This is a genomic window from Lentzea xerophila (assembly GCF_051094245.1).
Lineage (GTDB): Bacteria > Actinomycetota > Actinomycetes > Mycobacteriales > Pseudonocardiaceae > Lentzea > Lentzea xerophila.
The window spans coordinates 6,105,689-6,131,906 of sequence record NZ_CP194934.1; the positions used below are offsets into that span (position 1 = coordinate 6,105,689).

29 protein-coding genes are annotated in these 26,218 nt (G+C 69.0%); 19 read left to right on the plus strand and 10 right to left on the minus strand.

Features of this window, described 5'->3' with window-relative positions; all coding sequences use genetic code 11:
• The first annotated feature begins 13 nt into the window (after positions 1–13).
• Positions 14–730, plus strand: a complete 717-nt coding sequence (locus ACRSBM_RS28785) for a response regulator (RefSeq protein WP_015099292.1) — start codon at positions 14–16, stop codon at positions 728–730.
• Positions 731–800: 70 nt separating this feature from the next.
• Complete coding sequence (locus tag ACRSBM_RS28790; RefSeq protein ID WP_434447949.1) at positions 801–2,057, plus strand: HRDC domain-containing protein; 1,257 nt, start codon at positions 801–803, stop codon at positions 2,055–2,057.
• A gap of 148 nt (positions 2,058–2,205) precedes the next feature.
• Here ACRSBM_RS28790 and ACRSBM_RS28795 read toward each other — a convergent pair whose 3' ends face one another.
• Positions 2,206–2,856, minus strand: a complete 651-nt coding sequence (locus ACRSBM_RS28795; protein WP_434447952.1) for an O-methyltransferase — start codon at positions 2,854–2,856, stop codon at positions 2,206–2,208.
• A 70-nt stretch (positions 2,857–2,926) separates the two neighbouring features.
• Between ACRSBM_RS28795 and ACRSBM_RS28800 the strand changes: the two genes are divergently transcribed.
• The 3 genes from ACRSBM_RS28800 to ACRSBM_RS28810 all read left to right on the plus strand — a co-directional run bounded on the left by ACRSBM_RS28800 (position 2,927) and on the right by ACRSBM_RS28810 (position 4,106).
• Positions 2,927–3,523, plus strand: coding sequence for a TetR/AcrR family transcriptional regulator (locus ACRSBM_RS28800; RefSeq protein ID WP_434447955.1), 597 nt, complete (start codon positions 2,927–2,929; stop codon positions 3,521–3,523).
• Positions 3,524–3,618: 95 nt separating this feature from the next.
• Positions 3,619–3,804 (plus strand): GNAT family N-acetyltransferase, encoded by a 186-nt coding sequence (locus tag ACRSBM_RS28805; protein WP_434447957.1) that lies wholly within the window; start codon positions 3,619–3,621, stop codon positions 3,802–3,804.
• A 5-nt stretch (positions 3,805–3,809) separates the two neighbouring features.
• On the plus strand, positions 3,810–4,106 hold the full coding sequence (locus tag ACRSBM_RS28810) for a GNAT family N-acetyltransferase (RefSeq protein WP_434447960.1): 297 nt from the start codon (positions 3,810–3,812) through the stop codon (positions 4,104–4,106).
• Between the two features lie 17 nt (positions 4,107–4,123).
• Here the strand turns inward: ACRSBM_RS28810 and ACRSBM_RS28815 are convergent, their stop codons facing one another.
• Positions 4,124–4,288, minus strand: coding sequence for a hypothetical protein (locus tag ACRSBM_RS28815; RefSeq protein WP_434447963.1), 165 nt, complete (start codon positions 4,286–4,288; stop codon positions 4,124–4,126).
• A 102-nt stretch (positions 4,289–4,390) separates the two neighbouring features.
• Complete coding sequence (locus ACRSBM_RS28820; protein WP_434447966.1) at positions 4,391–5,041, minus strand: MerR family transcriptional regulator; 651 nt, start codon at positions 5,039–5,041, stop codon at positions 4,391–4,393.
• 59 nt (positions 5,042–5,100) lie between these two features.
• Here ACRSBM_RS28820 and ACRSBM_RS28825 point away from each other — a divergent pair, with 59 nt between their 5' ends.
• The 4 genes from ACRSBM_RS28825 to ACRSBM_RS28840 are packed head-to-tail and all read left to right on the plus strand — an operon-like array spanning position 5,101 to position 9,839.
• Positions 5,101–5,982 carry a hypothetical protein gene (locus tag ACRSBM_RS28825; protein WP_434447968.1) on the plus strand — a complete coding sequence of 294 codons (882 nt, stop codon included), beginning with the start codon at positions 5,101–5,103 and terminating at the stop codon, positions 5,980–5,982.
• Positions 5,979–6,428, plus strand: coding sequence for an ABA4-like family protein (locus tag ACRSBM_RS28830; RefSeq protein WP_434447971.1), 450 nt, complete (start codon positions 5,979–5,981; stop codon positions 6,426–6,428). Before ACRSBM_RS28825 ends, ACRSBM_RS28830 begins: the two co-directional genes overlap by 4 nt.
• Positions 6,429–6,462: 34 nt before the next feature.
• Entirely contained in the window at positions 6,463–7,734 is a 1,272-nt protein-coding gene (locus ACRSBM_RS28835; RefSeq protein ID WP_434447973.1) for a thiolase family protein, read from the plus strand.
• A complete protein-coding gene (locus ACRSBM_RS28840; protein WP_434447975.1) occupies positions 7,731–9,839 on the plus strand; it encodes a 3-hydroxyacyl-CoA dehydrogenase NAD-binding domain-containing protein in 2,109 nt (702 codons plus the stop codon). The genes ACRSBM_RS28835 and ACRSBM_RS28840 overlap by 4 nt, the downstream gene beginning before the upstream one ends.
• Positions 9,840–9,882: 43 nt before the next feature.
• Here the strand turns inward: ACRSBM_RS28840 and ACRSBM_RS28845 are convergent, their stop codons facing one another.
• Positions 9,883–10,200, minus strand: coding sequence for a hypothetical protein (locus tag ACRSBM_RS28845; RefSeq protein ID WP_434447977.1), 318 nt, complete (start codon positions 10,198–10,200; stop codon positions 9,883–9,885).
• Positions 10,201–10,391: 191 nt separating this feature from the next.
• On the opposite strand from ACRSBM_RS28845, the gene ACRSBM_RS28850 reads away from it, so the two are divergent.
• Positions 10,392–10,802: an HAD domain-containing protein gene (locus tag ACRSBM_RS28850; RefSeq protein ID WP_434447980.1), complete on the plus strand. Its 411-nt coding sequence runs from the start codon at positions 10,392–10,394 to the stop codon at positions 10,800–10,802.
• Here ACRSBM_RS28850 and ACRSBM_RS28855 read toward each other — a convergent pair.
• The 3 genes from ACRSBM_RS28855 to ACRSBM_RS28865 form a co-directional block, all read right to left on the minus strand.
• Positions 10,753–11,256: a DUF2199 domain-containing protein gene (locus ACRSBM_RS28855; protein ID WP_434447981.1), complete on the minus strand. Its 504-nt coding sequence runs from the start codon at positions 11,254–11,256 to the stop codon at positions 10,753–10,755. The genes ACRSBM_RS28850 and ACRSBM_RS28855 overlap by 50 nt on opposite strands.
• 360 nt (positions 11,257–11,616) lie before the next feature.
• The gene (locus ACRSBM_RS28860; RefSeq protein WP_434447983.1) at positions 11,617–12,027 is read right to left on the minus strand and encodes a type II toxin-antitoxin system VapC family toxin; all 411 of its coding nucleotides are present in this window, start codon (positions 12,025–12,027) and stop codon (positions 11,617–11,619) included.
• A complete protein-coding gene (locus ACRSBM_RS28865; RefSeq protein WP_434447985.1) occupies positions 12,015–12,302 on the minus strand; it encodes a type II toxin-antitoxin system Phd/YefM family antitoxin in 288 nt (95 codons plus the stop codon). Before ACRSBM_RS28865 ends, ACRSBM_RS28860 begins: the two co-directional genes overlap by 13 nt.
• A 72-nt stretch (positions 12,303–12,374) precedes the next feature.
• Here ACRSBM_RS28865 and ACRSBM_RS28870 point away from each other — a divergent pair, with 72 nt between their 5' ends.
• From ACRSBM_RS28870 to ACRSBM_RS28910, 9 genes are all read left to right on the plus strand, one after another.
• Positions 12,375–13,094, plus strand: a complete 720-nt coding sequence (locus ACRSBM_RS28870; protein ID WP_434447986.1) for a DUF72 domain-containing protein — start codon at positions 12,375–12,377, stop codon at positions 13,092–13,094.
• Positions 13,091–14,803: a glycoside hydrolase family 5 protein gene (locus tag ACRSBM_RS28875; protein WP_434447988.1), complete on the plus strand. Its 1,713-nt coding sequence runs from the start codon at positions 13,091–13,093 to the stop codon at positions 14,801–14,803. The genes ACRSBM_RS28870 and ACRSBM_RS28875 overlap by 4 nt, the downstream gene beginning before the upstream one ends.
• An 88-nt stretch (positions 14,804–14,891) precedes the next feature.
• Positions 14,892–15,713 (plus strand): DUF72 domain-containing protein, encoded by an 822-nt coding sequence (locus ACRSBM_RS28880; RefSeq protein ID WP_434447990.1) that lies wholly within the window; start codon positions 14,892–14,894, stop codon positions 15,711–15,713.
• 39 nt (positions 15,714–15,752) lie between these two features.
• Entirely contained in the window at positions 15,753–16,109 is a 357-nt protein-coding gene (locus ACRSBM_RS28885) for a peptidase inhibitor family I36 protein (protein ID WP_434447992.1), read from the plus strand.
• A 119-nt stretch (positions 16,110–16,228) separates the two neighbouring features.
• Positions 16,229–18,631: an AAA family ATPase gene (locus ACRSBM_RS28890; RefSeq protein WP_434447993.1), complete on the plus strand. Its 2,403-nt coding sequence runs from the start codon at positions 16,229–16,231 to the stop codon at positions 18,629–18,631.
• The gene (locus ACRSBM_RS28895; RefSeq protein WP_434447995.1) at positions 18,628–19,044 is read left to right on the plus strand and encodes a hypothetical protein; all 417 of its coding nucleotides are present in this window, start codon (positions 18,628–18,630) and stop codon (positions 19,042–19,044) included. The genes ACRSBM_RS28890 and ACRSBM_RS28895 overlap by 4 nt, the downstream gene beginning before the upstream one ends.
• Positions 19,022–19,858, plus strand: a complete 837-nt coding sequence (locus tag ACRSBM_RS28900; protein ID WP_434447996.1) for a metallophosphoesterase family protein — start codon at positions 19,022–19,024, stop codon at positions 19,856–19,858. Before ACRSBM_RS28895 ends, ACRSBM_RS28900 begins: the two co-directional genes overlap by 23 nt.
• Positions 19,855–22,485 carry an AAA family ATPase gene (locus ACRSBM_RS28905; protein ID WP_434447997.1) on the plus strand — a complete coding sequence of 877 codons (2,631 nt, stop codon included), beginning with the start codon at positions 19,855–19,857 and terminating at the stop codon, positions 22,483–22,485. The genes ACRSBM_RS28900 and ACRSBM_RS28905 overlap by 4 nt, the downstream gene beginning before the upstream one ends.
• Positions 22,486–22,748: 263 nt before the next feature.
• Positions 22,749–23,381, plus strand: coding sequence for a hypothetical protein (locus ACRSBM_RS28910; RefSeq protein ID WP_434447998.1), 633 nt, complete (start codon positions 22,749–22,751; stop codon positions 23,379–23,381).
• A 14-nt stretch (positions 23,382–23,395) separates the two neighbouring features.
• Here ACRSBM_RS28910 and ACRSBM_RS28915 read toward each other — a convergent pair whose 3' ends face one another.
• The 3 genes from ACRSBM_RS28915 to ACRSBM_RS28925 form a co-directional block, all read right to left on the minus strand.
• Entirely contained in the window at positions 23,396–24,058 is a 663-nt protein-coding gene (locus ACRSBM_RS28915) for an AAA domain-containing protein (RefSeq protein WP_434448000.1), read from the minus strand.
• Positions 24,059–24,236: 178 nt separating this feature from the next.
• Positions 24,237–25,049, minus strand: coding sequence for a hypothetical protein (locus ACRSBM_RS28920; RefSeq protein WP_434448001.1), 813 nt, complete (start codon positions 25,047–25,049; stop codon positions 24,237–24,239).
• Positions 25,049–26,206 carry a WXG100 family type VII secretion target gene (locus ACRSBM_RS28925; protein ID WP_434448002.1) on the minus strand — a complete coding sequence of 386 codons (1,158 nt, stop codon included), beginning with the start codon at positions 26,204–26,206 and terminating at the stop codon, positions 25,049–25,051. The genes ACRSBM_RS28920 and ACRSBM_RS28925 overlap by 1 nt, the downstream gene beginning before the upstream one ends.
• Positions 26,207–26,218: the final 12 nt, after the last annotated feature.

A 26,218-nucleotide genomic window follows, 5' to 3' on the forward strand; every position in this document is an offset into this window, starting at 1 on the left:
GGGAGGTAGTGACGTGGCTGCCGTCGGCTTAGGTCAGGCCGTTCGTACCACGCCAGCCGGCTCGTTGCCGGCGAACATGGTCCCGCACCCGCGGGAAGAGCTTTTTTCAGTGCTGGTGGTCGACGACCACCCACTGCTGAGGGAGGCGATATCAGCTCGGCTCACCCAGATGGGAGCCGGGACAGTGCATGAGGCCGCATCGGTGGCAGAGGCTCGGGCGCGGGCACTTGCAACCGGACCTTGCGACCTCGCGATCCTCGATCTGGGTCTGCCGGATGGCACCGGCATCGACCTGGTCACGGAACTCCGTGCCCAGGGCTGGCCCCGCATCGTGGTTCTCGCATCCTCCGACGACCCCTACGCGGTCAGGTCGGCCTTCCAGGCGGGCGCCCAGGCGTACCTCCTGAAGTCCGCCTCTCCGATGGTGGTCACCGACGGGGTGCGCAGGGTCCTCGATGGTGGCGTTTACGCAGATCCGAGCGTGGCACCAGTACTCGCAGCGGGTACTCGGGTGCCGGGCACCGACAACACTCCGCGGGAACTCTCCGCGCGTGAGGTCGAGGTGCTCCAGCTGGTCGCCGATGGCCAGAGCAACAAGGAGATCGGCGAAGCTCTGAGCCTGTCCGCGTTGACGGTGAAGTCTCACCTGTCGCGGATCGGCCGGAAGCTGGGCACCGGGGATCGCGCTCAGATGGTCGCGCTGGCCATGCGTGCCGGCGTGATCCGTTAGATACCGGTTTGAAGCACTGAACCGGCCGAGAACACCTGTGAGTGGTGCGATCGTCGTAGGGTCATCCGCTGTGGATGTACCCGCCGACGAGCCAACCGCACCGACCGGACCAGATCCGATACCGCTGACGGAACCTGCTGATGGGGTCCCGCCCGTGGTCACCGATCCTGCTGCGCTCCGGCGAGCCGCTGACGCGCTCGCCGGGGCGAAGGGCCCGGTCGCGGTGGACACCGAGCGAGCCTCGGGCTACCGCTACTCACAGCGTGCCTATCTGGTGCAACTGCGCCGGGAAGGCGCCGGCACCTGGTTGGTCGACCCGATCGCCCTAGGCGGACGGCTCGACCCGCTGGTGCACGCGCTCGATGGCACTGAGTGGGTGTTGCACGCGGCGTCTCAGGACCTGCCGTGCCTCGCCGAACTCGGGCTGCGACCGAGCGCGTTGTTCGACACCGAGCTGGCGGGCAGGCTGGCTGGGTTCGAACGCGTTGCGCTGGGCACGCTGGTGGAACGGCTGCTCGGCTATCGACTGGAGAAGGGGCACGGCGCGGCCGACTGGTCACGCCGGCCCCTTCCCGCCGACTGGCTGACGTACGCCGCTCTCGACGTGGAGCTGCTCGTGCGGCTGCGCGACGTTCTCGAAGCCGAGCTGGAGCGCCAGGGCAAGCTCGCCTGGGCGCTCGAGGAGTTCGAGGCGGTACGGACGGCGCCATTGCCGCGCCCCCGTACCGACCCCTGGCGGCGCACGTCGGGTATCCACCGCGTGCGCAACCAGCGGCAACTGGCCCTGGTGCGATCGCTGTGGGAAGCCCGCGACGCCGTGGCCCGCGAACGCGACATCGCCCCAGGCCGAGTCCTCCCGGACTCCGCCCTGATGGAGGCGGCCGCCCGCAACCCCGCCTCGGAAGCAGAGCTGCTGGCGCTGCCGGTCTTCCGCGGACGATCCCAGCGCCGCATGTCCGGTGTCTGGATGAACGCCCTGCGCAAGGCGGCGGCACTCACCAAGTCGGAGCTCCCGGAGCCCGCGGGCCAGCACGACGGCCCTCCCCCGCCCAACCGCTGGGCGGACAAGGACCCGGACGCCGCGGCACGCCTGGCCGCGACTCGTGCGGCGCTGACGACCATCGCCGACGCCAACACCCTCCCGGTGGAGAACCTGCTGCTGCCCGACCTGGTGCGCCGCACCTGCTGGCAACCGCCGGCCGACCTCTCCCCCGAATCCGTGGCAGGCGTGCTGCGCGAGGGCGGGGCGCGGTCGTGGCAGATCGAACTGACGCTAGAAGCTCTAACGAAAGCGTTGGCCGCCACAGCGCCTACACCTTCTAACTGACATCCGATATTTCAGTTAGAGCCTCTTACCCGAGTGACACGTTGACGACGGCGCCGACAAGCCAAGCGCCGTCGTCAACCTGTCACGTGTGTGCACAGACGCAACGGGCGTCGCCGGCGACCCGCGCATCAACGGCCGTCGGGCTGCGTCACGCCGATGATGCCCGGCAGCTGACCTCCATACCGTCTTCGACGGGAAACGCGACGCTGACGTACCCGTTCGCCGGATCGCGCACGTACTCGAGATAGCCGGCCATCGACTCCTGGTCGATGTCGTCGGCGACGACCAGTGCACCGGGCGCCAGCCGGGGTTCGAGATCACGCAGCACCGGCAGGCAGAGCTCCTTCCAGCCGTCGAGCAGGACGAGCCCGATCGGCCCCTTCACGTCCGCCAGCGTGCGACGGGCATCGCCGGGCAGGATCGTCACGACACCGCCGAGCCCGGCCTCCTCGAGGTTTCCGCGCGCGGTGGCGACCTTCGCCTCGGACATCTCCGTGCCGTACACGTGCCCCCTGCCGTTGTCGGCGACGCCGGCCGCCAGGTAGAGCGTCGAGATGCCGAACGACGTACCGAACTCGACGACGGTCTCCGGCCGACAGGACCGGACCAGGCTGTAGAGCAGTTCCCCGCCGCGAGCGGAGATCGGCATGTAGACGCCGGCCAGCGCGTCGGCACGTTCCTGCGCACTGGCCGACCGCAGTTCGTCCCATGGAGCGTCGAAGTCGTCGTCGCCCTCGGCAGCGCCGAAGAGCCGGTCGAGGACCGAACGCACCCGAGGCTCGTGCAAAGTGATCGTCATGGCGGCTAGAGTAGACGCAACGTTGCGTCTTGCCTAGCTCTGACTAAAATACGCCTCCGGGAGGTGGGCGATGGGAACCGCACATCGCGGAAACCGGCACGGCCGCAGCGAGGAAGCACGTCAGGCGGTCCTGGAGGCAGCCGACGACCTGCTGGCCGAACGCGGTTTCGCCGGCGTGACGATCGAGGGCATAGCCGCCCGCGCCGGCGTGGCGAAGCAGACGATCTACCGCTGGTGGCCGTCCAAGGTCGACGTGCTGCTGGAAGCGTTCACCGAGGACATGGCCGAGCACCTCACGCCGGAAGACCACGGCGACCTGGGCACCGACCTCCGCACCCACCTGGCCCGCCTCGCCGAGTTCCTCACCGACTCCGACCCCGGCGCCGTCTTCCGCGCCCTGACGGGCCAAGCCCAGCACGACCCAGACCTCGCGACCCGCCTGCGCGACGACCACCTCAGCACCCAACGCGACCGCGACCGCCTCCCCCTGCAGCGCGCGATCGAACGCGGCGACCTCCCCGACGACTTCGACGTCGACCTGGCACTGGACCAACTGGTCGGCCCCGTCTACTACCGCGTCCTCGTCACCGGCACCCCGGTCCCCCGCCCGTTCACCGACGCCCTCGTCGCCGCCTTCCTGCACCACCACCAGCCGCACCAGAACTGATATATCGGCCGCCACGCCGTTGCTGACCTGCCCCTTAGCAACGACTCTTTTGACGTCGTCCGCAAAAGACCCATTGCAAGGGTGCCGAGTTCGCGATGATCAGCACTGACCGCCTGGACCTGATCCCGCTCCGAAGCGAGCACGCCGCGGAGATGACCGAGGTGCTGTCAGACCCGGCTCTGCACACCTTCACCGGCGGCACACCTCTCACGCCGGCCGCGCTCCTCGCCCGCTACGAGCGACTGGCCGTGGCTCACCCGATCCGGCGGTGCGGTGGCTGAACTGGGTGATCCGCCTTCGCCCCGAGAACCGCCTCGCCGGCACCGTCCAGGCGACGATCGCCGATCATGTCGCCGAGATCGCCTGGGTCGTCGGCACGCCATGGCAAGGCCGCGGCTTCGCCGGCGAAGCCGCACGAGGCCTCGTCGCCTGGCTCGCCACCCAGCCGGTCCACACCGTCGTCGCGCACATCCACCCCGACCACCACGCGTCCGCCGCCGTCGCCACCTCCGCCGGCCTAACCGCCACCGGCGAACTGCACGACGGCGAGGTCCGCTGGCAGCTCCATCAGCCTTTGCAATGACTCTTTCAGCGACGAGATCAACGCGGCAGGTAGACCGCAAAGCAGAGGTCCAGCGGCCGAGCCAGCCGGTCCACCGAGCGCCGGGTAACGGCGCAGCGCCGCGCGATCAGCTCCTGCGTGACGGCCACGAAGCCCGTCTGGCACAGCTCCGCACCCGCCACCAAGCCCTTGCAATGACTCACTTGCAGACGATGTCCAAAGAGTCATTGCTAAGCAGCAGGTAGCGGCCACCGCCGAACTGATATATCGGCCGATATATCAGTTTCGAACCACCGAACGCGCGTTCAGTCCGCAGCAGGGACGACGGCGCCGCCACCGTTCATCCGGCGCGACACCTGGGCATGCGCGAGACGTCGAACAGCCTTGAGAACGGTGTCACCGATCAAGGTGCCGACAACCATCGCCTCAATGACGTCGTCACGCGAACTCTGCCGGGCGATGTACTCGAGGTCGGCCTCCGCGATGATCTTCAACCCCTCCAGGTAGGAGTCGAGCAGGTCGCGGAAGTCGTCGTGGCCGACCGAGCGGGCCGCGGACAGCGCGGAAGCGAGCATGTGGATCACGTTGCTCTCGGTGACGTCGACACACTCCTCCTCACCCTGCCGCTCCAAGAAGGCCCGGACGTCCTCGATCGCGAGCGGATCGAGCTCGGCCGCGCCCGGCTGGCTGATGGCCTCCTGCACGGCGCCGAGCTTGTTGTGCAGCGACTCGTCGCGGGTGTCGATGGCGGCGAGGACCTCGCGCACCGACGCGATGGAGAGGCCACCGACGTCCACGAGGGCGCGCACCAACCGGAGTCTGCGCAGGTGCTCGTCGTCGTAGTGCGCCTGGTTCGGGCTGGTCAGCACGCCGGCGGGCAGCAGTCCCTCGCGCAGGTAGTACTTGATCGTCGCCACCGGGACGCCGCTTCTCTTCGAAAGCTCGCCAACACGCATATGGATAGTGTAGCTTCCGGATAGTAGAGAGTGCCGCTATCCATACAGGGGGTACAGAGATGCTTCGCACGTGGCACCGGCCGTTAGTCCTGTTCGGCTGGTCGATGATGGCGCTGATCCCGATCGCGCTCTTCGGGCTCCTGGTCGACGACCGGACGCTGGTGAACTCGCCGATCTGGCTCAAGCCGCTCAAGTTCGCCGTCTCGCTGGCGATCTACGCGTTCACGCTGGCGTGGCTGCTCACGTTCCTGAAAAGGTTCCAGCGCGTCGGGTGGTGGGCGGGCACCGTCCTCACGGCGGCCGGCGCGCTGGAGATGGTCGTGATCGTCGGCCAGGTCGTGCGCGGCAGGCGCAGCCACTTCAACTTCGAGACGCCGCTCGACACGGCGCTGTTCTCGATCATGGGCACGACGATCGTCGTGCTGTGGGTGACCCACGCGATCGTCGCGATCCTGCTGTGGCGCACGAAGATCGAGAACGAGGCGCTCACCTGGTCGATCCGGCTCGGCCTCGTCATCTCGTTCCTGGGACTCGGTGTCGGGTTCCTGATGACGCGACCGAAGCCCGGGCAGGCCATCGACGGCGGCACCCTCGGCGCACACACCGTCGGCGCGCCCGACGGCGGTGCCTACATGGCGCTCACCGGGTGGAGCACCCAGTACGGCGACCTGCGGGTCGGGCACTTCGTGGGCATGCACGCGCTGCAGGTGCTGCCCGTGCTGATCGCGCTGCTCGGCCGCCGCGCCAACGCGAAGTTCGCCTGGGTGCTCAGCGGGTCGTTCCTCGGGATCTTCCTGCTCGTGACCTGGCAGGCGTTGCGCGGCCAGTCCCTGGTCCAGCCCGACAGCACGACGTTGCTCGCGCTCGCCGGGATCATCGTCGCGACCGCACTGGGTGTGGTGTGGGCGCGCACTCCGCAGAAGGAGCTCGTGTACGCATGATCGCCACCCTGTTCGACCTGACCTTCCTGCTGATCGCGCCGTTCTGGGCGCTCATGATCTTCGCGCCGAAGTGGTCATGGACGCGGCGGATCGCCGAGTCGTACCTGATCGCGCTGCCGCCGGTCGTGATCTACATCGTGCTGATGGTTCCCGTGCTGCCGGAGCTGCTGCCGCTGGTCACGAGTCCCGAGATCGGTGCGCTGGCCGAGTTCATGAGCACCCCGACGGGCGCGGCCCTTGTGTGGGCGCACATGCTCGCGTGGGACCTGTTCGTTGGGCGCTGGATGTACCTCGAGGGACGCCGGCTCGACGTCCACCCGCTGGTGATGGCACCCGTTCTGGTGATCACCATTCTGCTGGCCCCGGTCGGGTTGCCGCTGTTCCTGATCGTGCGCAAGGTGTGTGACGCAACGAACAGGCGCACCGCTGTGGTTACCCACCAGTAACTAGGGCTAGAGTTGGCGTTACCGACCGGTAGGGATGTCGCGCTCCCCTGCCGGAGTGGACAGAGTTGTCACCACAAGTGGAGGAGACGCCGTGGCCGCACCAGCAGCGCCGGCACGCGTTCGGAACGTGGTCTTCGTCGACGGCGTCCGCACGCCGTTCGGCAAGGCCGGCCCCAAGGGGATTTTCGCCGAGACGCGTGCCGACGACCTCATCGTGAAGGTCATCCGTGAGCTGCTGCGCAGGCACCCCGAGCTGCCGCCGGAGCGGGTCGACGAGGTCGCCATCGCCGCGACCACGCAGATCGGCGACCAGGGCCTCACGCTCGGCCGCACCGCCGCACTGCTCGCGGGCCTGCCGAAGTCGGTCCCCGGCTACTCGATCGACCGCATGTGCGCGGGCGCGATGACCGCCGTGACCACGGCCGCGAGCGGCATCGCGTTCGGCGCCTACGACGTCGCCATCGCGGGCGGTGTCGAGCACATGGGACGCCACCCGATGGGCGAGGGCGTCGACCCGAACCCGCGCTTCCTGTCGGACAAGATCGTCGACACCAGCGCGCTCGTGATGGGCCAGACCGCCGAGAACCTGCACGACCGGTTCCCGCACATCACCAAGGACCGCACCGACGCCTACGCGGCCGCTTCCCAGGCCAAGTACGCCGACGCGCTCAAGAACGGCAAGATCGGGCCGGAGCTCGTGCCCGTCGCGACCCGTTCGGCGGAGAACGGCTGGGGCCTCGCGACGGCCGACGAGCCGCCGCGTCCCGGCACCACGGTCGAGGACCTGGGCAAGCTCAAGACGCCGTTCCGCCCGCACGGCCGGATCACCGCGGGCAACGCGGCCGGTCTGAACGACGGCGCGACCGGCTGCATCCTCGCCGAGGAGGAGACGGCGCGCGAACTCGGCCTTCCCATCGGCATGCGGATGGTCGGCTACTCGTTCCTGGGTGTCGAGCCCGAGGTCATGGGCATCGGCCCGGTGCCCGCCACCGAGAAGGCTCTCCAGCGCGCCGGTCTGTCCATTGAGGACATCGGGCTGTTCGAGATCAACGAGGCGTTCGCCATTCAGGTGCTCGCGTTCCTCGACCACTTCGGCATCGCCGACGACGACGCCCGCGTGAACCAGTGGGGCGGCGCGATCGCGACCGGCCACCCGCTCGCTTCCTCGGGTGTGCGCCTGATGACGCAGCTGTCGCGTCAGTTCGCCGAGCGCCCGGACGTGCGCTACGGCCTCACCACCATGTGCATCGGCATCGGCATGGGTGGAACGGTTATCTGGGAGAACCCGAACTGGAGTGGCAAGTGACCATCAGCGCTGAGGAAGCAAAGGCGATCTTCCCCGACGAGGTCGTCACCCACGCCAAGACTCGTCTGATCTCGGTACCGGGCCTGGACAAGCCGGTCGCGTTCATCACGATCGACAACGGCCTGGACCACACCCGTCCGTCGACGTTCGGCCCGCAGTCGCTCGTCTCGCTCGGCGCGGCGTTCGACGAGGCCTACGCCGCGAAGCCCGCCGCGATCGCCGTCACCGGCAAGCCGTTCATCTTCGCTGTCGGCGCGGACCTGTCCGCCGTCGAGCAGGCGACGGACCGCTCGCAGGGCGTCACGATCGGGCAGCTGGGCCACGACGTCTTCAAGAAGTTCACCGACTCGGACATCCCGACCTTCGCCTTCGTCAACGGCGCGGTCATGGGCGGTGGCCTCGAGCTCGCGCTGTCGTGCCACTACCGCACGCTGGCGTCGAACGCGGCCGCGATCGCGCTGCCCGAGGTGTTCCTGGGCCTGTTCCCCGGCTGGGGCGGCACGCAGCTGCTGCCGAACCTGATCGGCGCCAACGACGCCGTGACGGTGATCTTCGAGAACGCGTTGAACCAGAACAAGATGCTCAAGCCGGCCGACGCGCTGAAGCTGGGCATCGCGGACGTGCTGTTCGACTCCGCCGACTACCTGGAGCAGTCGCTGCTGTGGCTGTCCGGTGTCGTGCGCGGTGAGATCACCGTGCCCCGCAAGGAGATCGACCGCGGCGAGGCGTGGGACGCCGCCGTCGCGCGTGCCAAGGGCATCGTGCACGGCAAGACCAAGGGCGCGGCGCCCGGCGCGTTGAAGGCGCTGGAGCTGCTCGAGCTGGCGCGCGAGAACGACCTCGAGAAGGGCTACGCCGCCGAGACCGAGGGCCTCGCGGACCTCGTCATGAGCGACGAACTGCGCGCGGGTCTGTACTCGTTCAACCTGGTGCAGAAGCGCGCGAAGCGGCCGGCCGGCGCACCGGACAAGTCGCTGGCGCGCAAGGTGACCAAGGTCGGTGTCGTCGGCGCGGGCCTGATGGCCTCGCAGATGGCGCTGCTGTTCATCCGCCGCCTGCACGTGCCGGTCGTGCTGACCGACATCGACCAGGCGCGTGTGGACAAGGGCGTCGGCTACGTCCACAGCGAGATCGACAAGCTGGCCGGCAAGAAGCGCATCTCGCCGGACGAGGCCAACCGCCTGAAGGCGCTGGTCTCCGGCTCGCTCGACAAGGCCGCGTTCTCCGACGCCGACTTCGTGATCGAGGCCGTGTTCGAGGACCTCGCCGTGAAGCAGCAGGTGTTCGCCGAGGTCGAGGAGCACGTCTCCGCCGAGGCGATCCTCGCCACGAACACCTCGTCGCTGTCCATCACGGACATGGCGTCGAAGCTCAAGCACCCCGAGCGCGTCGTGGGCTTCCACTTCTTCAACCCGGTCGCGGTCATGCCGCTGCTGGAGATCGTGCGCGCCGAGCAGACCGACGACGCCACGCTCGCCACGGCGTTCGCGGTGGGCAAGCAGCTCAAGAAGTCCTCGGTGCTGGTGAAGGACGCGCCCGCGTTCGTCGTGAACCGCCTGCTGACCCGCTTCATGGGCGAGGTCATCAAGTCGGTCGACGAGGGCACGTCGTTCGAGGTCGCGGACAAGGCCACCGAGCCGCTCGGCCTGCCGATGTCGCCGATGATCCTGCTGCAGCTGGTCGGTTCCGCCGTCGCGCTGCACGTGTCGGAGACGATGCACGGCGCGTTCCCGGACCGCTTCTCGGTGTCGGAGAACATGAAGAAGTTCGTCGCCGCGGGCAAGGCCGCCGTCTGGCAGTGGGACTCCACGGGCGCGCAGACCGTCGACCCCGAGGTGCAGGCGCTGTGGGAGTTCGGCTCGACGCCGCTGACCGGTGACGAGGTGAAGAACCGCGCGCTGGAGGCGTTGGCCGAGGAGATCCGGATCATGCTCGACGAGGGCGTGGTCGCGGAGGCGCAGGACATCGACCTGTGCATGCTCCTGGGCGCCGGGTGGCCGTTCTGGCTGGGCGGCATCACGCCGTACCTGGACCGCACGGGCATCTCGGAGAAGGTGACCGGCAAGCGGTTCCTGGCTCCGGGCGTGGCTTCCGTGCCTGCCTGAATGTCGTTCCCGAAGCCCCGGCTCTCTCGACGGAGCCGGGGCTTCACTCCGTTTCGGGCTGGTACTGCTCGGCGCCGCCGTCCTGGCGGATGAAGTAGGCGTCGATGTTCGTGGCGCGCAACGTCACCTCGGACCCGGCCACCAGGTCCCGGAACCTCAGCAGGTCCGGCAGCCCGATCGCGACCACGTCGAACGGGTGCTTCTGGCGCAGCATCAACGACCTGCGCAACGCCTCGCTGAACGCCCTGCGGGGCGAGTCGTCGTCTTCGGGGACCTCCACCAGCGCGCCTTCGAGCTGACGTTCGAGAGCGGCCCGCACGTGGGACGCCGTGCCCCACGCCGCGATGTCCGTGACAGTCATGTGTCCCGTATCGGGAAAAATCGCGCGAGCATTAGCAGTCGGGATGTTTCGATCAGGTCATGACGACCCGTCCCGCGATCCTGCTGGACGTCGACGGCCCGCTGAACCCGTTCCTGGTGTAGCCGGCCCGGCGCCCGGCCGGCTACACCACGCACCGAATCCGTCCGCACGGCTTCTTCCGGCCCCTGCGTGTGTGGCTCGACCCCTCACACGGCCCGTGGCTGCTCTCGCTCGCCGCCGCGACAGGTGCGGACCTGGTGTGGGCGACGACGTGGGAGCACGAGGCGAACCAGTTCATCGGGCCACGCACCGGCCTGCCCGAGCTGGAGTGGATCGACTTCGGCGGGCGCGGCGCCGACCACGCCGACGGCCACCACGGCAAGGTTCCGGCGATCACCGCCTGGGCGGGGACGCGGCCGTTCGCGTGGCTGGACGACGACCTCCAGCCACGCGACAGCGAGTGGGCCGCGGCCCGGCCGGACACGCTGCTGGTGCCGGTCGACCCGCGCAAGGGGATCGGCGTGGACCACCTGGAACGGGTCCACACGTTCCTCACTGGTGCAGAGCGATCTCCGCGAACTCCTGAACGCGCGCGAGAGTGATGCCCTTGCGCTGCTCCACCGCCAGCGGGTGGTCGGTGGGTTCGAGCTCGATCAACGGCCGGACGCCGATCCCCTGCGTGTGCAGGTTGGTCTTGAGGTTGAACGTCGTGGGCTCGTAGCCGGGCAGAACCGTCGACAGCCAGCCGAAGTACGGCGGCTCGTTCACGCGCGCCGGGTCGTCGAAGACCTCGGCCATGCGGGAGAAGTTCGCGGGCGAGAGCGAGACCCACACGCCCCACGCGAAGTCATCGTCGGCGTCGCGCACGGGCAGCAGGATCTGGCCGCGCACGAAGAAGTGCTCGTCGTCGATCACGCACTGCTCCTCGCCGAGGAGGTTGGCCGGGTTCTCGGCGATCTCCGGCGACCAGTACACGGGCGCGTGCATCGAATAGGCGAAGGGAAGGCCCTCGTGCACCTGGCCGCAGCACGTGCAGGTGAAACCAGTGGAAATCATGCCCGGAAGCGTAGGGGCGGATGGTGATCTGAAAAGCGGTTTCGGTTCACCTCAGCGACCTGCCCTCGCCGCCGTGATCACCGTGCGGCGCAAGGCCTACTGACGGCCGAATACGTCACCGTCTTCTTCGGTCTTGCCCTCGTCTACTTCTTCCTGGCACGCGGCACGAGCTCGATCCCCGTGCTGCTCCTCCTGGGTGGCGCGAGCGTCGTGTACCTGCTGCGCTTGTCTGCGGCGGGCGGCTGGATCTTCGCCACCCGCTACCAGCGCGCGCTCACTGCTGACGGCGTCGATCGAGCACGCGCTCTACGGGATGCTCGTGTTCACCGTCGGGCTCGGCCAGTACTTCTTCCACGGCGCCTAGACCTGGCGGATCGGCACGACCTCGACAAGCCGTTCGACGTCCTTGAAGTCCTTGACGTTCATGGTCAGCACCGGCATTCCCGCCACCGCCGCCGTGGCCGCGATCTGCAGGTCCATCCGGCGCGGCCGCGGGCTGCGCCCCGCCCGGCGCACCAGCGAGGCCATCTGCCCGTAGACCTTGGCCTCCTCCACGCCGAACGGCAGCACGTCGAAGGTCTGCAGCGCCGCGTAGTACCGCTCCGTGCGGGCGAACCGCTCGATCGGATCATCGGTGTCGAGCCCGAACGCCAGTTCCGCGATCGTGACCGCGCTCAGGAAGGGTTGTGCGTGCAGGTACTCGCCGAGGTTCGCCCGCTCCAGCCTGATCAGCACGCAGGTGTCGAGCAGGCACCGACTCACCTCTGCCACGGGTCGTCCACCGGGTCGTCCGCGCCGAAGAACTCGTCGGCCGCCTTCCGGTCGGCCTCCCAGCGCCTCGCGTCGACCGACGGCAGAGTCCCGAACAGCGCCTGTGCGTCACCGAGGGAAGGCTTCACGGCGATCTCCGCGCGATAAGGCGAGAGCTGGGCGACCGGCCGGTTGTTCCGGGTGATCACGAAGCTTTCACCCGCCTCGACCCGCCGCATGATCTCCGCGTTGTCGTTGCGGAGCTCACGCTGTCCGATGGCTTTGAGCTGCTGCATGCCACCACCGTAGCTCAATCGACCAATAAGTGCTACGGAGTAGCTACAGCCTCTCGCGGTTATCCGGACGAGGTGATCGGCATCGGCACGTCCGGCTGGCGCTACCCGGAGTGGCGCGACGGCTTCTACCGCGATGTCCCGCAACGGCGCTGGCTCAGCCACCTCGCGGAGCACGTCCGCACGATCGAGATCAACAGCTCGTTCTACCGGCTGCAGCCGCCGTCGAACTACCGCAAGTGGGTCACCGAGACACCGCCCGGTTTCACCTTCGCCGTCAAAGGCCCGAAGCTGATCACGCACGTCCGGCGCCTGCGGAACATCGAGGACCCGCTCAAGACCTTCGTCGACTCGCTGACACTCGGCGCCAAGCAGGGTCCGATCATCTGGCAGCTGCCACCCACCCTCCGGTTCGACCGGGCGGTCCTGCACGACTTCCTCGCCGCACTCCCCGCAGGCAGGCACGCGCTGGAGCCACGGCACGAGTCGTTCCGCACCGACGCCTACTTCGACGTGCTGCACGCACACAACGTCGCCCACGTCGTGTCGGACGCGCCCACGTTCCCGTGCATCGAGGCCGTCACCGCGGACTTCGCCTACCTCCGGTTGCACGGCCACGACGAGCTGTACATCAGCTCCTACGACGACCGGCAACTCGACGAGTGGGCCGAGAAGGTCCGCGGCTGGGACCGCGACACGTACGTCTACTTCGACAACACGATGAAAGGCGCGGCGCCCTACAACGCACAGGCTCTAGCGCAACGCCTCAGTTCGCCGTTACCGTCACATATGTGAAACTAACTCGCGTCTCGGCCACCCTGCTCCTGGCCGCGAGTCTCGTGGCACCCGCGCAAGCGGAAGCGGCGACCTGGACCGGCCCCCTCAGCACCCGAGGCCGGTGGATCGTCGATGCCCACGGTGACCGCTTCAAGCTCAAGTCCGGCAACTGGCACGGTGCGAGCGGCACCTGGAACGGTTCCGGCGACATCAACGACCCCAACACCCACCACGCCGGCGAGAAGGCGGACCAGGTCCCGCTGGGCCTCGACCGCGCGACCATGACCACGATCATCAGCGGTTTCAAGGAGATCGGCGTCAACAGCATCAGGCTGCCGTTCTCCAACCAGATGATCAAGGACAACAACCCGGTCAGCGGCCTGAAGGACGCGCAGCTCAACGGCAAGCGGCCGCTCGAGGTCTACGACGCCGTCGTGGCCGAGCTGACCCGCAACGACCTCGCCGTCATCCTCAACAACCACACCACGACGTCCCGGTGGTGCTGCGGCGTCGACGGCAACGAGCGGTGGAACACCAGCCAGAGCACCGACCAGTGGATCAACGACTGGGCGTTCATGGCCAACCGGTACAAGGCGAACAAGCGCGTGGTCGGCGCCGACCTCTACAACGAGGTGCGCCGCAACGTCTGGGACGACCCGAACTGGGGCTGGGGCAACGACCACGACTGGCACAAGGCCTCCCAGCAGGCCGCGGACCGCATCCAGCAGACGGCGCCGGACCTGCTGGTCATCGTCGAGGGCATCAACTGGACGGGCATCCCGGTCGACGGCTTCGCGCACGGCCGTCCGACGCTGGAGCCGGCGAGGTTCCTCAGCCACACGCTCGCCAACCCCGACAAGCTCGTCTACTCCGCCCACTTTTACGGCTACACGGGCCCGAACCACAGCGGTGCCACGGGAATCGGCGAGACGACCGACCCGCGCTACCAGGACCTGACTCCCCAGGAACTGACGAACGTCCTGCAGCGCCAGGCCTTCTACATCACCGAGGCCCAGAAGCACTTCACGGCGCCACTGTGGATCAGCGAGTTCGGCGTCGGCGGCCTCGACGAGTCGAACCCGAAGGCACGCGACTGGTTCGAACGCTTCGTCGACCAGCTGATCGCGAAGGACACCGACTTCGCCTACTGGCCGCTGGTCGGTTTCCACGCCAACCGCGGCGGCAACAGCTGGGCGTTGCTGCGGTGGGACGCGAACGGCAACCGCATCAGCGTCAACGACGGCGACGACTGGCGGGCCGGCGCGTGGAACCGCCTGATCAACGCGCCCAGCCGCACCGGGCAGGTCCCGCGCGAGACGCGCTGGAACATGCTCCTCAAGGAATCGTGCCCGCAGAACGAGAAGCTCGTCGGCATCAGCCACACCGGCAACCGCGGCCTGTGCGTCAGCGGTCCACAGTGGAGCACCACGAGCCGGGTCACCAACGAGCAGCACGTGACCGGCGACTGGGCGGTCGGCTACACGAAACTGCAGTGCCCGAACGGAAACGCGGCTGTCGGCTACGCGAACCACACGCTGATCTGCGCCCCCGTCGCACAGGGCTCGCAGACCCGCGTGCTGTGGTTCGACCGGGGTGATAACCGGCCGGACCAGGGCGGCGACTGGGCCCACGGGCACTACAAGGGCCAGTGCGCGCAGGACGAGCACATCGCCGGTGTCGCCTACAACTGGCGCAGGACGCCGGACGCGTTGCTCTGCCGGAAGTAAAGGCCGGAGAGCGGCCGCGGGATCCCAGGTCTCGCGGCCGTTCTTCTGCCGGCACGCCGTCTTGTCCGTCCCGTGCAACGATGACCACGTGGGCGAGATCAGGATCGGCACTTCGGGGTGGGTCTACCCGCCGTGGCGCGGCGTGTTCTACCCCAAGGGCGTCACGCAGAAGCGGGAACTGGCCTACCTGAGCGAGCACCTCAACTCGGTGGAGATCAACGGGTCCTTCTACTCGCTGCAACGCCCGTCGAGCTACCGGAAGTGGGCCGCGGAGACACCGGACGACTTCGTGTTCGCCGTCAAGGGCAGCCGGTTCATCACGCACATGAAGCGCCTCAAGGACGGCACCGAGCTCCTCTCGAACTACCTCGCGTCCGGCGTGCTCGCACTGGGACCGAAGCTCGGCCCGATCCTCTGGCAGCTCCCGCCCACGCTGCAGTTCGACGCCGATCTCCTCACCGGCTTCTTCGAGGGCCTTCCCCGCACCACCACCGAAGCCGCCGAGATCGCCGAACGGCATGACCACCGCGTCGACCCGGCACACACCACCACGGACGCCGAACGGCCGATGAGGTACGCGCTCGAGATACGGCATCCCAGCTACAACACGCCGGAGTTCATCGATCTCCTCAAGCGGCACGACATCGCGCTGGTCGTCGCGGACGCCGCCGGCAAGTACCCGCTGATCGAAGAGGTCACCAGCGACTTCGTCTACGTCCGGCTGCACGGCCACGACGAGCTCTACGTCAGCGGCTACACCGACGAGGGCCTCGACATGTGGGCGGCGAAAGTCAGGGCGTGGCGGGAGCACGGCGACGTCTTCGTCTACTTCGACAACGACGCGAAGGCCTACGCCCCGCGCGACGCTGTGAAGTTGCGAGAGCTGGTCCAAGATCGTCTGGCCGATTGATCCGAACGGACGCACACTCGTCCGGACGGAGGTGTGCCCATGTCGACGAAGAGCCTCATCGCCGCCCTGGCGATCACCGCGGGCACGGTTGCCTCCAGTGGGATCGCCGTAGCTCAGAGTGACAAGACCTGCGACAAGGGCGAGTTCTGCGTGTGGGCCGGGCCCGAGTACACGGGTGCCGTGCAGCGCCTCGACCTGGAGACCGCGAACCCCGGCGAGTGCATCACGCTGACCCTCGTCGGCAAGTCGTTCGCGAACCGCCTGAGCAGGGACATCACCGTGTACCAGCGGGAGAACTGCTCGACCGAGGCAGAGTTCACCACCTATCCCAGGCACGGCACCTACGTGCCGGACGCGTACTTCGTCATCCGCGGCGTGCAGGTGTGGGGTCCATAACGACGGCCGACTACTTTAGTCACCCTATGTAACACCACCCGATCGTGTGAGTACTCGTCAGTAGCCCTCATTTGGTGCCTAAGTTGCCGCCCTATCGAGTGGTGGCAGCTGGAGGAAACGTGACCGTGGCGGGTGAAGCCGGGTTACTCGAACTGATGGCCGGGCGACTGGCCGAATACGATCTCACCCCACGAGCGGCGGAACTGGTACTGGCGGCGTGCCAGGGCGACGGGGCACTGGACCGAGCCATCGCCGACGTGCCCGCCCAGGAGGAAGCTCCGCGGGAGGAGACCGACGGCCCCGGTCACGGGATCTACCTGTCGGAGATCCGCGTGCGCGGCTTCCGGGGCATCGGGCCCCAGGCACGCCTGCCGCTCGCACCGGGTCCCGGCCTGACGGTCGTCACGGGACGCAACGGCTCGGGCAAGTCGAGCTTCGCCGAGGCCGCGGAACTGGCGCTGACCGGCTACAACGCCCGCTGGACCCGCGCGCGGCACGACGTGTGGCTGCAGGGCTGGCGCAACCTGCACCAGGCCGACACCGCCGTCGAGCTGGACCTCGTCCAGGCCGCGCGTCCGGGCCGGACGACGATCCGGAGGCGCTGGTCGCCGGAGGAAGACCCGGCGCAAGGCGAGTGGACGCAGGACAACGAGCCGTTCGACGACCGCAGGTGGCACGACGCGCTGGAGACCTACCGGCCGTTCCTGCCCTACAGCGAACTGGGGACCGTTCTCGACGCACAGCCAGAGGATCTCTACGAGGCGATGCACCGCCTTCTGGGCCTGGAAGCGATCACCGAGGCGCAACAGGCGCTCGCCGACCACCGCAAGCGCCTCGCGGAGATCGTCGCCCGCCCCTACGACCGGCGCGAACGCGTGCGCGCGGAGCTGGCCGCGTCCCCGGACGAACGCGCCCGCCGTGCCGCCGAGCTGCTCGGCAGCGACTCCCCCGACCTCGACGCGATCGCGGACCTCGCGCTCAGAGCCGACGTCGGCAGCGGAACCAGCCTGCTGCACCAGATCGTGGAGGTGCCGCTGCCGCCAGAGGACGAGGTCGACAGGGTCCGCGAGACGCTCGACCTGGCGCTCGGCGCGGTCACCGTGGTGGCGACCGACAACGCGCAGGACTCGTTGCGGTGCAGCGAGATCCTGCGACTCGCGATCCAGCTGCAGGAGTCCGGCGGCACCGGGACGTGCCCGGTGTGCGACCTCGGCAGGCTCGACGGTCTGTGGCTCGGCAAGGCCAAGGCACGCGCCGAGCACCTCGCCAGGGCCGCCGCGGAGCTGCACGACGCCGCGGACCGGCTGGACATGGCGGTGGCGGCCGCGCGGGCACTGTGCCAACCGGCGCCGGACGTGCTGCTCGAAGCGCAGGACATGATCGACACGACGGCCGTGCTGCAGGCGTGGCAGGACTGGCAGGACTGTGTGGCGATCGACGACCCCGTGCGACTGAGACAGGTTGCATTCGACCGGTATACAAACCTCGTACAGGCTGTGGACCAGCTGAAATCCGTCGCACGCGAGCAGATCGACCGGCACGACCTGGTGTGGCGGCCGATGGCGATCGCGTTGTTCGAGTGGCATTCGCAGGCCCAGCAGGCGCTGGCGGACGCCGAGATCCTCGCCGACGTGACCGAGGCGGAGAACTGGATCCGCAAGACCGCGGCCACCCTGCGATCGGAGCGCATCGCCCCGTTCGCCAAGGAGTCGCAGCGGATCTGGCAGCGGTTGCGCCAGCAGAGCAACGTCGATCTGGGCGCGGTGCGGCTCGGCGGCACCCGCAACGTCGAGCTGGACGTGTCGGTCGACGGCGTGTCGAACTCGGCGGCGGCGGTGATGAGCCAGGGAGAGCTGAATTCGCTGGGGCTGGCGCTGTTCCTGCCGCGCGCGATGGTCGACGAGAGCCCCTTCCGGTTCGTGGTGATCGACGACCCCGTGCGGGCAATGGACGCGTCCAAGGTGGACGGTCTGGCGCAGGTGCTCGCCGACGTCGGGCTCACCCGCCAGGTCGTGGTCTTCACGCACGACGAACGGCTGGTGGAGGCGCTGCGGCGGTTGCGCCTGAGCGGGACCGTCTGGGAGGTCTGCCGCGGCGAGGAGTCCGTCGTGCGGGTGCGGATGTCCGACGATCCCGTCGGCCGGTGCCTGAACGACGCCCGCGCGATGCGGGACGACGAGGCCCTGCCGGACGCGTTGCGGGCCGAGTTGGTGGCGTCGTGCTGCCGGACGGCTCTGGAAGCGGCGTCGCAGGCCCGGTTCCGGCGCGAACGGCTCCAGGGCGGGACGCCGCACGCCGAGGTGGAACGCGCGCTGGAGTGCGCCCTGACGACCAGGCAGAAGCTCGCGCTGGCCGTGCTCGACGATCTCGGGGAGCAGGCGAAGCTGTTGCCGCACCTGGAGGACGTCGTCGGGTCGTGGGCGGTGGACCTGCTGCAGTCGTGCCGCGTCGGCGGTGAGAGCGGCGATCTGGACGTGCTGATCCGGGACACCGAACTGCTCGCGGGGTGGCTGCAGCGATGACACTTCCCTCGGACGTGCAGGACCGGCTGACCTGCGTGGCGAACCTGCTGGAGCGCCCGGACCGGCTCGACGGCGTGCGTATCCGGTGCTGCGCCGAACTGCTGCGCACGGCGGTGGAACGCTCGGTGGCGCGAGCCTGCGGCGCCGAGAACACCGACCAGCCCGTGCACGCCCTGCTGATCGGCCTTTCGTCCCATGTGGACGCTGACGTGGCGCACGACGCCTCACAACTCTGGCACGCGTTGAGCCGCGCGATCCGCCACCACGGCTACGAGCTGACCCCGGCCGTCGCGGAGCTGATCGGCTGGCACGCCGACACCGCGGCCGTGAGCGAGGCGCTCCAGCCGGCACTGACCCTGTCCGGCACCATCGATCTCGCTGAGGGCACCGGTGAAACTGCTGCTGTTCGCTGACCTGCACCTGGACACGCGCTTTCCCAGCGCCGGCCCGGTGCGGCGCCAGGCGTTGCGCGACACGCTGGGCCGCATCGTGGACCTCGCCCAGGAATCGAACGTCGACGCGATGCTCTGCGCCGGCGACCTGTACGAGCACGACCGCTGCTCCCCTTCCACGGCCGCGTTCCTGCGGTCGTCCTTCGACTGCTCGGTGCCCGTGTTCCTGGCACCGGGCAACGACGACTGGTACGGGCCGCAGTCGGTCTACCAGCAGGTGGACTGGACGCCGAACGTGCACGTGTTCTCGTCCGGGTCGCTGACACCCGTGGAGCTCACCGACGGCGTCACGCTGTGGGGTGCCGCGCACGTCGGTCCCGGTCCGGCGCGGGACGTCCTGGACGGTGTCGCGGTGACCCGCGGCGGCGTGAACCTGGCTCTGTACCACGGTTCCGCGCCCGGCGACGTCGCGATCACCGGCCTGGACCACGCGTTCCTGGGACACGTACACACGCCGGAGCACGCTGTACGCCACACGTTCCCCGGCAACCCGGAGCCGCTGACGCCGGGCGAGACCGGCGAGCGCGGGGCCGTCCTGTGCACGGTGCACGAGGACGGTTCGGTGTCGCGCGAGGTGGTCGACGTGTCCGCGTCGGGGGAGCTCGACTGGATCGACTCCGAGAAGGCGTTCCCGTTGCTGGACTTCGACTCAGTGGCCGCGGAACGGACCGTGCGCGGCCAGTTCGTGCGCGATGTGCTGGCCGATCGGTCGTTGGACACCGTTGTGCGCGGCCGCGTGCTTTCCACGGGCCTGCGGGCGTTGGAGGAACGATGAGGATCGAGTCGGTCACCGCGCACGCGTTCGGGCCGCTGCACGACCGCACGCTGCCGTTGGCGCCCGGTCTGACCGTGGTGTCGGGCGTGAACGAGTCCGCGAAGTCGTCCTGGCACGCCGCCATCCGCGCCGCACTGTGCGGCGAACCGTCGTCGCGGTACCGCCCGTGGCAGGGCAAGTCCTGGCGGGTGGCGGCGATGGTGTCACTCGAGTCCGGTGAGGTCGTCGCGGTGGAACGCGACCTGAACGACGACGCGGCGCCCGACGTCTCGCGCCGGGTCGGCCTGGACCGCATGTCGTTCGCCGCGACCGCCTGCGTGGACCAGGCGCAGCTGCTGACCGTGCTGGACGCGGCGGACGGTCTGCAGGACCACCTGCGCCGTGCCGCCGCCACCGCGGGCACGGACGGCACGGTGGAGCAGGCGTTGCACCGGCTGACCCCGCCCGTGGAGGCGTTGAAGGACGCGCGGAACCGTTTGCGCGAGGCCGAAACGGACCTGGCCGCGGCCCGCCGCGAACACACGCGGTACCTGGAACTGAGCGCGCGAGCCCGTTCGGCTGCCGCTGCCCGTGCGCGCCTGGCCGTCGCGGAGCACGCCGCCTCCCTCGACGCGCTGTCCGCCCGCGCGGCCCGGCTGGGCGAGCTGCAGGAACGCTTCGGCGACTCGCCGCCGTCCGGGCTGGCCGCGCAGGAGGAGTTGGCCCGCCTGGTCAACCGCGCGCTGGCGGCGTGGCGGGCGGCACCGACCCCGCGCGTGCTCACGGGCCCGTCCGCGGCGACCCTGGAGGGCGAGCTCGAAGCCCTGCCCGAGTTCCCGGCCGGCGAGACGGCGCTGGACGACGAACTCCTGGTGGTGGCTTCGGCTCACGCGACCGCTTCCGCCGTCGCCACCGCGCACGGCGAACGTCGCCCGGCACCCCCGACCACCGCCGAACCACCGGTGCTGCGCGGCCTGGCCACCCGCCTGGATCCCGCCGCCGGTGGCCGCCTGACCACGGCGTCGATCGACGTGGACGCCGCTCGCCAGTTCCAGGACGAGGCCGCCGCGAGCGCCGCCCGCACCCAGGTCGAGGCCGACGTGGCGGCGGCGCGCGTGCAGGAGATCGCGGTGCCGAACCCGTTCCTGCGCAACGCTTTGCTGGCCCTGAGCTGCCTTACGACCCTGGTGGGCCTACTGCTGTTCCTGACCGACCAGCGCCTCGCCGCCGCCGGCGTCCTGGTCGCCGCGCTGGTGGCCGGTGTGGCCGGAGCCGTCTCTCGTGGCGACGCACCCCAACGCGAAGCCGCCGTGACGTTCGCCGCCGACCGCGCCGAGGCCGCGACCTGGGCGCGAGGCGTGCTGTTCACCGCCGACCGCAACCTGGCCGAGGCCGAGGGCCAGCGCGCCGTCGCGGCCGAGGCCCTGCGCGTCCACGACGAGGCCGTGGCCGAATGCGCGGCCCTGGGCGTGCCGGCGGACCGCGAAACGTTGTGGCGCCTGGCCAACCGCGCGGCCTGGGAAGCAGAACACGCCGACCTGGTGTCCCAGGTCGCCCGCACCGAGAAGGCCGTCCGCGTGGAACTGGCCGCCAGGGGCAAGGCCGACGCCTCGATGTCCGTGCCGGACCTGCTGGTGGACTACGAAACCGACTGCAAGGTGCGCGCCCGGCAGGCCTTGATGGCCGCCCAGCGCCCGCTGCTCGCCCAGGCCCTGGCAGACCGCCGCCTGGCCGAGGCCACCGTCTCCGAGGCCGCCGCCGCCCGCACCCGAGCCCTGGACCTGCTGCGCGAAGCCGTCACCGCGATCGGCCGCACCGGCGAGCGCCCCGAGGATCTGCTGCGCGCGATCGCCGAGTGGCAACGCGGCTGGGACCGCCTGCTGCGTGAGGCCGAAGACGAGCGCAACGCGTGGGCCGAACTCCAGTCACTGCTGGCCGGCGGCACCGCGGACGACCTGGAGGCCACCCTCTCCGCCGCCCACACCCACCAGGCCTGTCTGCAGGAAGCCGCCCTCCGCTACGCGGCCTGCGACCCGGTCGACCCGGCACTGGCCGCCTCCGCGGACTCCCTGGCGGCCACCGTCGCCGAGATGGCCCGCGCCCTGCCGAGCGTCCCGGACGCGGAGGAAGCCGTGCAGGCCGCCTCCGCGACCCTGGCCGAGGTGACCGCCGAGGTGGAAGCCGTCGACCTGGCCTCCCGCTACCTGACCGCCGCCCGCGAGAAGGTGCACAGCACCATCGCACCGGCCCTGGAGGACACGCTCCGCACCTGGCTCCCCCTGGTGACCGACGGCCGCTACGTGGACGCCGCCGTGGACCCCGCGTCCCTGACCGTGCGGGTGTGCGCGGCGTCCTCGACGTGGCACCAGGCCTCACGCCTGTCACTGGGCACGGCCGAACAGGTCTACCTGCTGCTGCGCGTCGCCCTCGCCCAGCACTTGGCTTCCGAGTCGTGCCCTCTGCTGCTGGACGACGTCACCGTGCAGGCGGACGACGTGCGCACCCGCGCGATGCTGGACCTGCTGCTGCACCTGTCGGCGGACCGGCAGATCGTGCTGTTCGCGCAGGAGGCCGCGGTGGTGGAGTGGGCGCGCGAGCGGCTGGGTGAGCGGGACGTGCTGCACCAGCTCACGCCGCTGGCGGCCTGACCGGGAGAGAGGCCGCGGGCGCGGCGTTCCGGGCGGCGGCGTCGCCTGGAGCGCCGCGCTCACCCGGCAACGGCTCGCCTCTCCTGCTGATCGGCAGCGCGGTGCGCCGCAGCCACCCAAACTTGCTCGCCTCCGCCGCTGGTCGGCAACGCTCGGCGCGCACTGCAGCATGGCAGAACTGCTCGCCTCCGCTGCTGACCGACAACGCCCCGCGTGGACCGCAGCCGCCCAGAATTGTCAGACCCCGCCGCTACCGTCGATCCATGACCAACGCCGCCTTCCGCAAGCTCACCCCCGCCACCGACGAGAGGCTCGCCGACCTCGGCCTGCGGCTGGCGATCCTGGACCGGGCGATCGCCGCCGGCATCGACGCCCGCGCCGCCTCACCGCCGTTCGGGCCGACGAACGCGCCGGGCCTGCTCGACTGGATCCACCGGGTCGGCACGCTGCGGCAGCTCCTCGCGGCCGAGGGCTGGCAGCGGCTCGACCACTGGAACGCGGGCCTGATCCGCCACCCGTCCCGCCCCATCCTGCTCGGCACGCTGCAGGGCAACCAGGGCACGGGCTCGCCGGACGCGCCGCTGCGCAGCGACTACGCGAAGGGCCCCGCCATCGCGGCGATGATGCGCGACAACGACCACGACCAGTTCGCACTGTTCGAGAACGTGCGCAGCGAGGGCCTGAAGCTGTGGTTCCTGGTGACGTACCCGCTGCAGCTGGAGGACCGGCTCGTGGTGTTGCGCGAGGTGTCGCAGCCGGAGCCCACGCCGCAGAACCAGATCATCGAACGGTGGGCGCACCGGATTCCGCTGCCACCAATGGAGTTCCCGCTGTCCAAGACGCCGAACGTGGACGGTCCGGAGGAGGTGGATTTCCCGATCGCGCTGCGCCGCTGATCCGTCGTCTGGCCTCAGTGGTCGAACAACGTCCACGCCGGCATGCGCGAGGCTGGAGCTTCCAGAAGCTCGGTCCGCCGCAATCCCAGCCGCAGATGCCTGGCCGAATCCGCGGCTCCGGCACCGCGGTCCAGCAGAATCGTTGTGCCGTCGATCCGAGCGTCGGCGAGGTATCCCCGTGAACTCACGTGCGGCTCGGCGGACGGATACCTCCGCTTCAGCTTCACCAGGAGCGGATCGACCTCGATCGAGGCCTCACCACTCAGCTCCGTCGCCGCGACCAGAGCGGCACCTATCCCACCGCGATCACGCCACAGCGAACGATCTCGGACGACGAGCAGGTGCGCTCTGGCGCGGGTGATGGCCACGTTCCAGAGAAACAGCTGGCGTTCCACCCAGCCGATGCTCTGCGGCGGCATCCCCTCACCGGCGACCAGCGCGAACACGATCGCATCACACTCCCCATCCTGGAAGGTGTGGACGGTGCCGATTCGCACGCGTTTCTCGTGTGAGCTCAGCGTCGACACCGCCCACCCACGCACGTGAGGCAGCACCGATCGCACCAGACTCCAGTCCGGCGAGTTCCCGTTGGACCGCAGCAGTTCGAGAATCGCGCCGCTGCCCCCGGCGAGCGCTTTCGGCGACTGAGACGGCCAGCAGGTTGCGGGAAGCCTCACGCACGCGCCGTTCCGCCTCGGCCAGTGAGGCCGAGAGCTCGGCGTACGGGCGCACTCCCGCCACGACCTGACGAGCCACCCGCTCGTTCTCCTTGGCCGCCTACGGTGCAGCCGCGGTCACAGGCAGGTTGATCCCGACCCCGCTCTGGGTTCGTTGCCGACCGTCTGAGATTGACATTCAGACGGCAACAGCAGGGTGTCGCGGTCTCGCGTCAGGCATCCGGTCGAGCAGCCCGACGATCGTGTCGACGTGCGACACCAGCGTTTCCGGGTCGATGCTATTGCGGAACGTCGCGTAGACGAGCCCGCTCTCGAAGGTCAGGAACATGAACCGCCCGTTGGTGAGCAAAGGCAACTCATCCAGTTGGGCGAGGAACCATTCGAGGTTCTCGAGGGTGAACGACCTCGCCGCGATGGAGAGGTCGCTGGCGGCCACGGCGAACTCGTCATCCGCGGACGGCGGCAGGCGCAGCGGTAGCCAGTCGGCTTGGCTGAGTTCCGCTGTACGCGGCGGTGCGGGTGACGCACGCCGCGTCAACTGGTGGTCGCGGAAGGAGACGTCCACGTGGCGGGCGATCCTCATCGGAGCCAGCAGCGAAGTGGCCACCTCGATCCGGTGTTCGAGCAGCCGATCCACGCCGTTCGAGTTCTGCTGCCTCATCGAGGCCTGGGACACGCGGACGTGCCATGGGCCGCGCTGGAAATCCAGCGCCAAGTCGAACCTGGGTTTCGACCGCTGCAGGAGCTTCTCCTTGAAATCGTCCACGTCGTTCGACAACGGCGCCTCCAGCACTGCCGACCAGGCGGCCGCCCCTTCCGGACCGATCACGGTGCCGCCGAGACTGGTCGCGAGAGGGGTCAGCTCGACGCGCTGCTTGCCGTCTGCATTGCGGTTGCGCCGGATCTGCCACCAACGCGTCATGACCTTCACACCGAGGACGAAGGCCAGGACACCCGCGATCGGCCAGGAAAGCCGCACAATCTCCATCATCAGATGTCCAGATATCCTTCGATGCGCTGCTTCTGGTGATCCGTGCCGGTGTCGTCGTACTCGTTGGACTTCTGGTAGGAACCGATGTTCCTCAAGGGCTTGTCAATGCCCGCGTTCGTACCCGTACCGACGCCGAGCTGACCTTTTGCCGCGTCAACCGCAGCCTTGCCCATCGATCCGAGGAACCCCTTCTGGACCCGCTCTCCGATCATGCCTTCCTTGCTCCACAGCTTGACATCCGCCGGCACGCGAACACCGGGAAGGCCCTTCTCGGGATCCTTCTTGCTGATCTCCTTGGTGAGATCCGCGAGCGCGCTGTTGGTCCTCTTGTCCGCCATGGACTTCTGGAAAGCAGTCCGCACGTTCCTGACCCTGCTCACGAGGTTACGCAGGAAGGCCATGATCTTGTCCAGGAACTGACGCAGCCTGGCCATGATCCGGGCGACCCGGCTTCCGGTCGTCGCCACCCTCACACCAGTGGCGGCACCGGCCGCCGCAGTCGACGCCCCGAAGCTCGGCACCGCGGCCGCCAGAGCCGGAATCCAGATCATGATCAGCCAGGTGATCAGCTCGGTCAGGATCGCTTTGATGAAGTCCTCGACGATCGTCATGATCATGCTGGAGATCTGCAACATGCTCGCGAGCTCGCCGGCCTGCCCGGCGACACCGTCGATGCCGTTGGCGAACTCGCCGAGCTTGGTGCTGGCCACTTCTGACGTCTGACCGCCCCAGGTCTGGATGGTGGCCTGCAGGTTCTGGTCGAACTGCTTGCGCATGTCGGCGACGCCCTTGGCGATGTTGTTGAAGTTCTCCGCCGCCTGCTGCAGCGCGGGCCCGTCGCCGCTCACCATGTGGATCGCGTCCTCCAACGGCTGCACCACGCTGATGAGGAAGTTCAGGCCCTGGCCGACGAGGAAGCCGATCGGGTCCGTCACGAGGCCGTAGGCGGACGTACCGAGGGAGCCGAGCAAGGCGGCGCCCTCGGAGGCCAGTCCGGTGATCTCGGAGCCATCCGCACCGTCACTGAACTTCTCCGCCGCCTCGCGCGTCTTGAGGTAGCCGCCGACGAACGGCATCGCCTCGGCCATCTTCTTGCCGGTGGACTTCTCTCCGAGCGTGATCTCGACGCCGGCGACCTTGGTTTTCTGTTCCGCCATGACGTGGCCGTC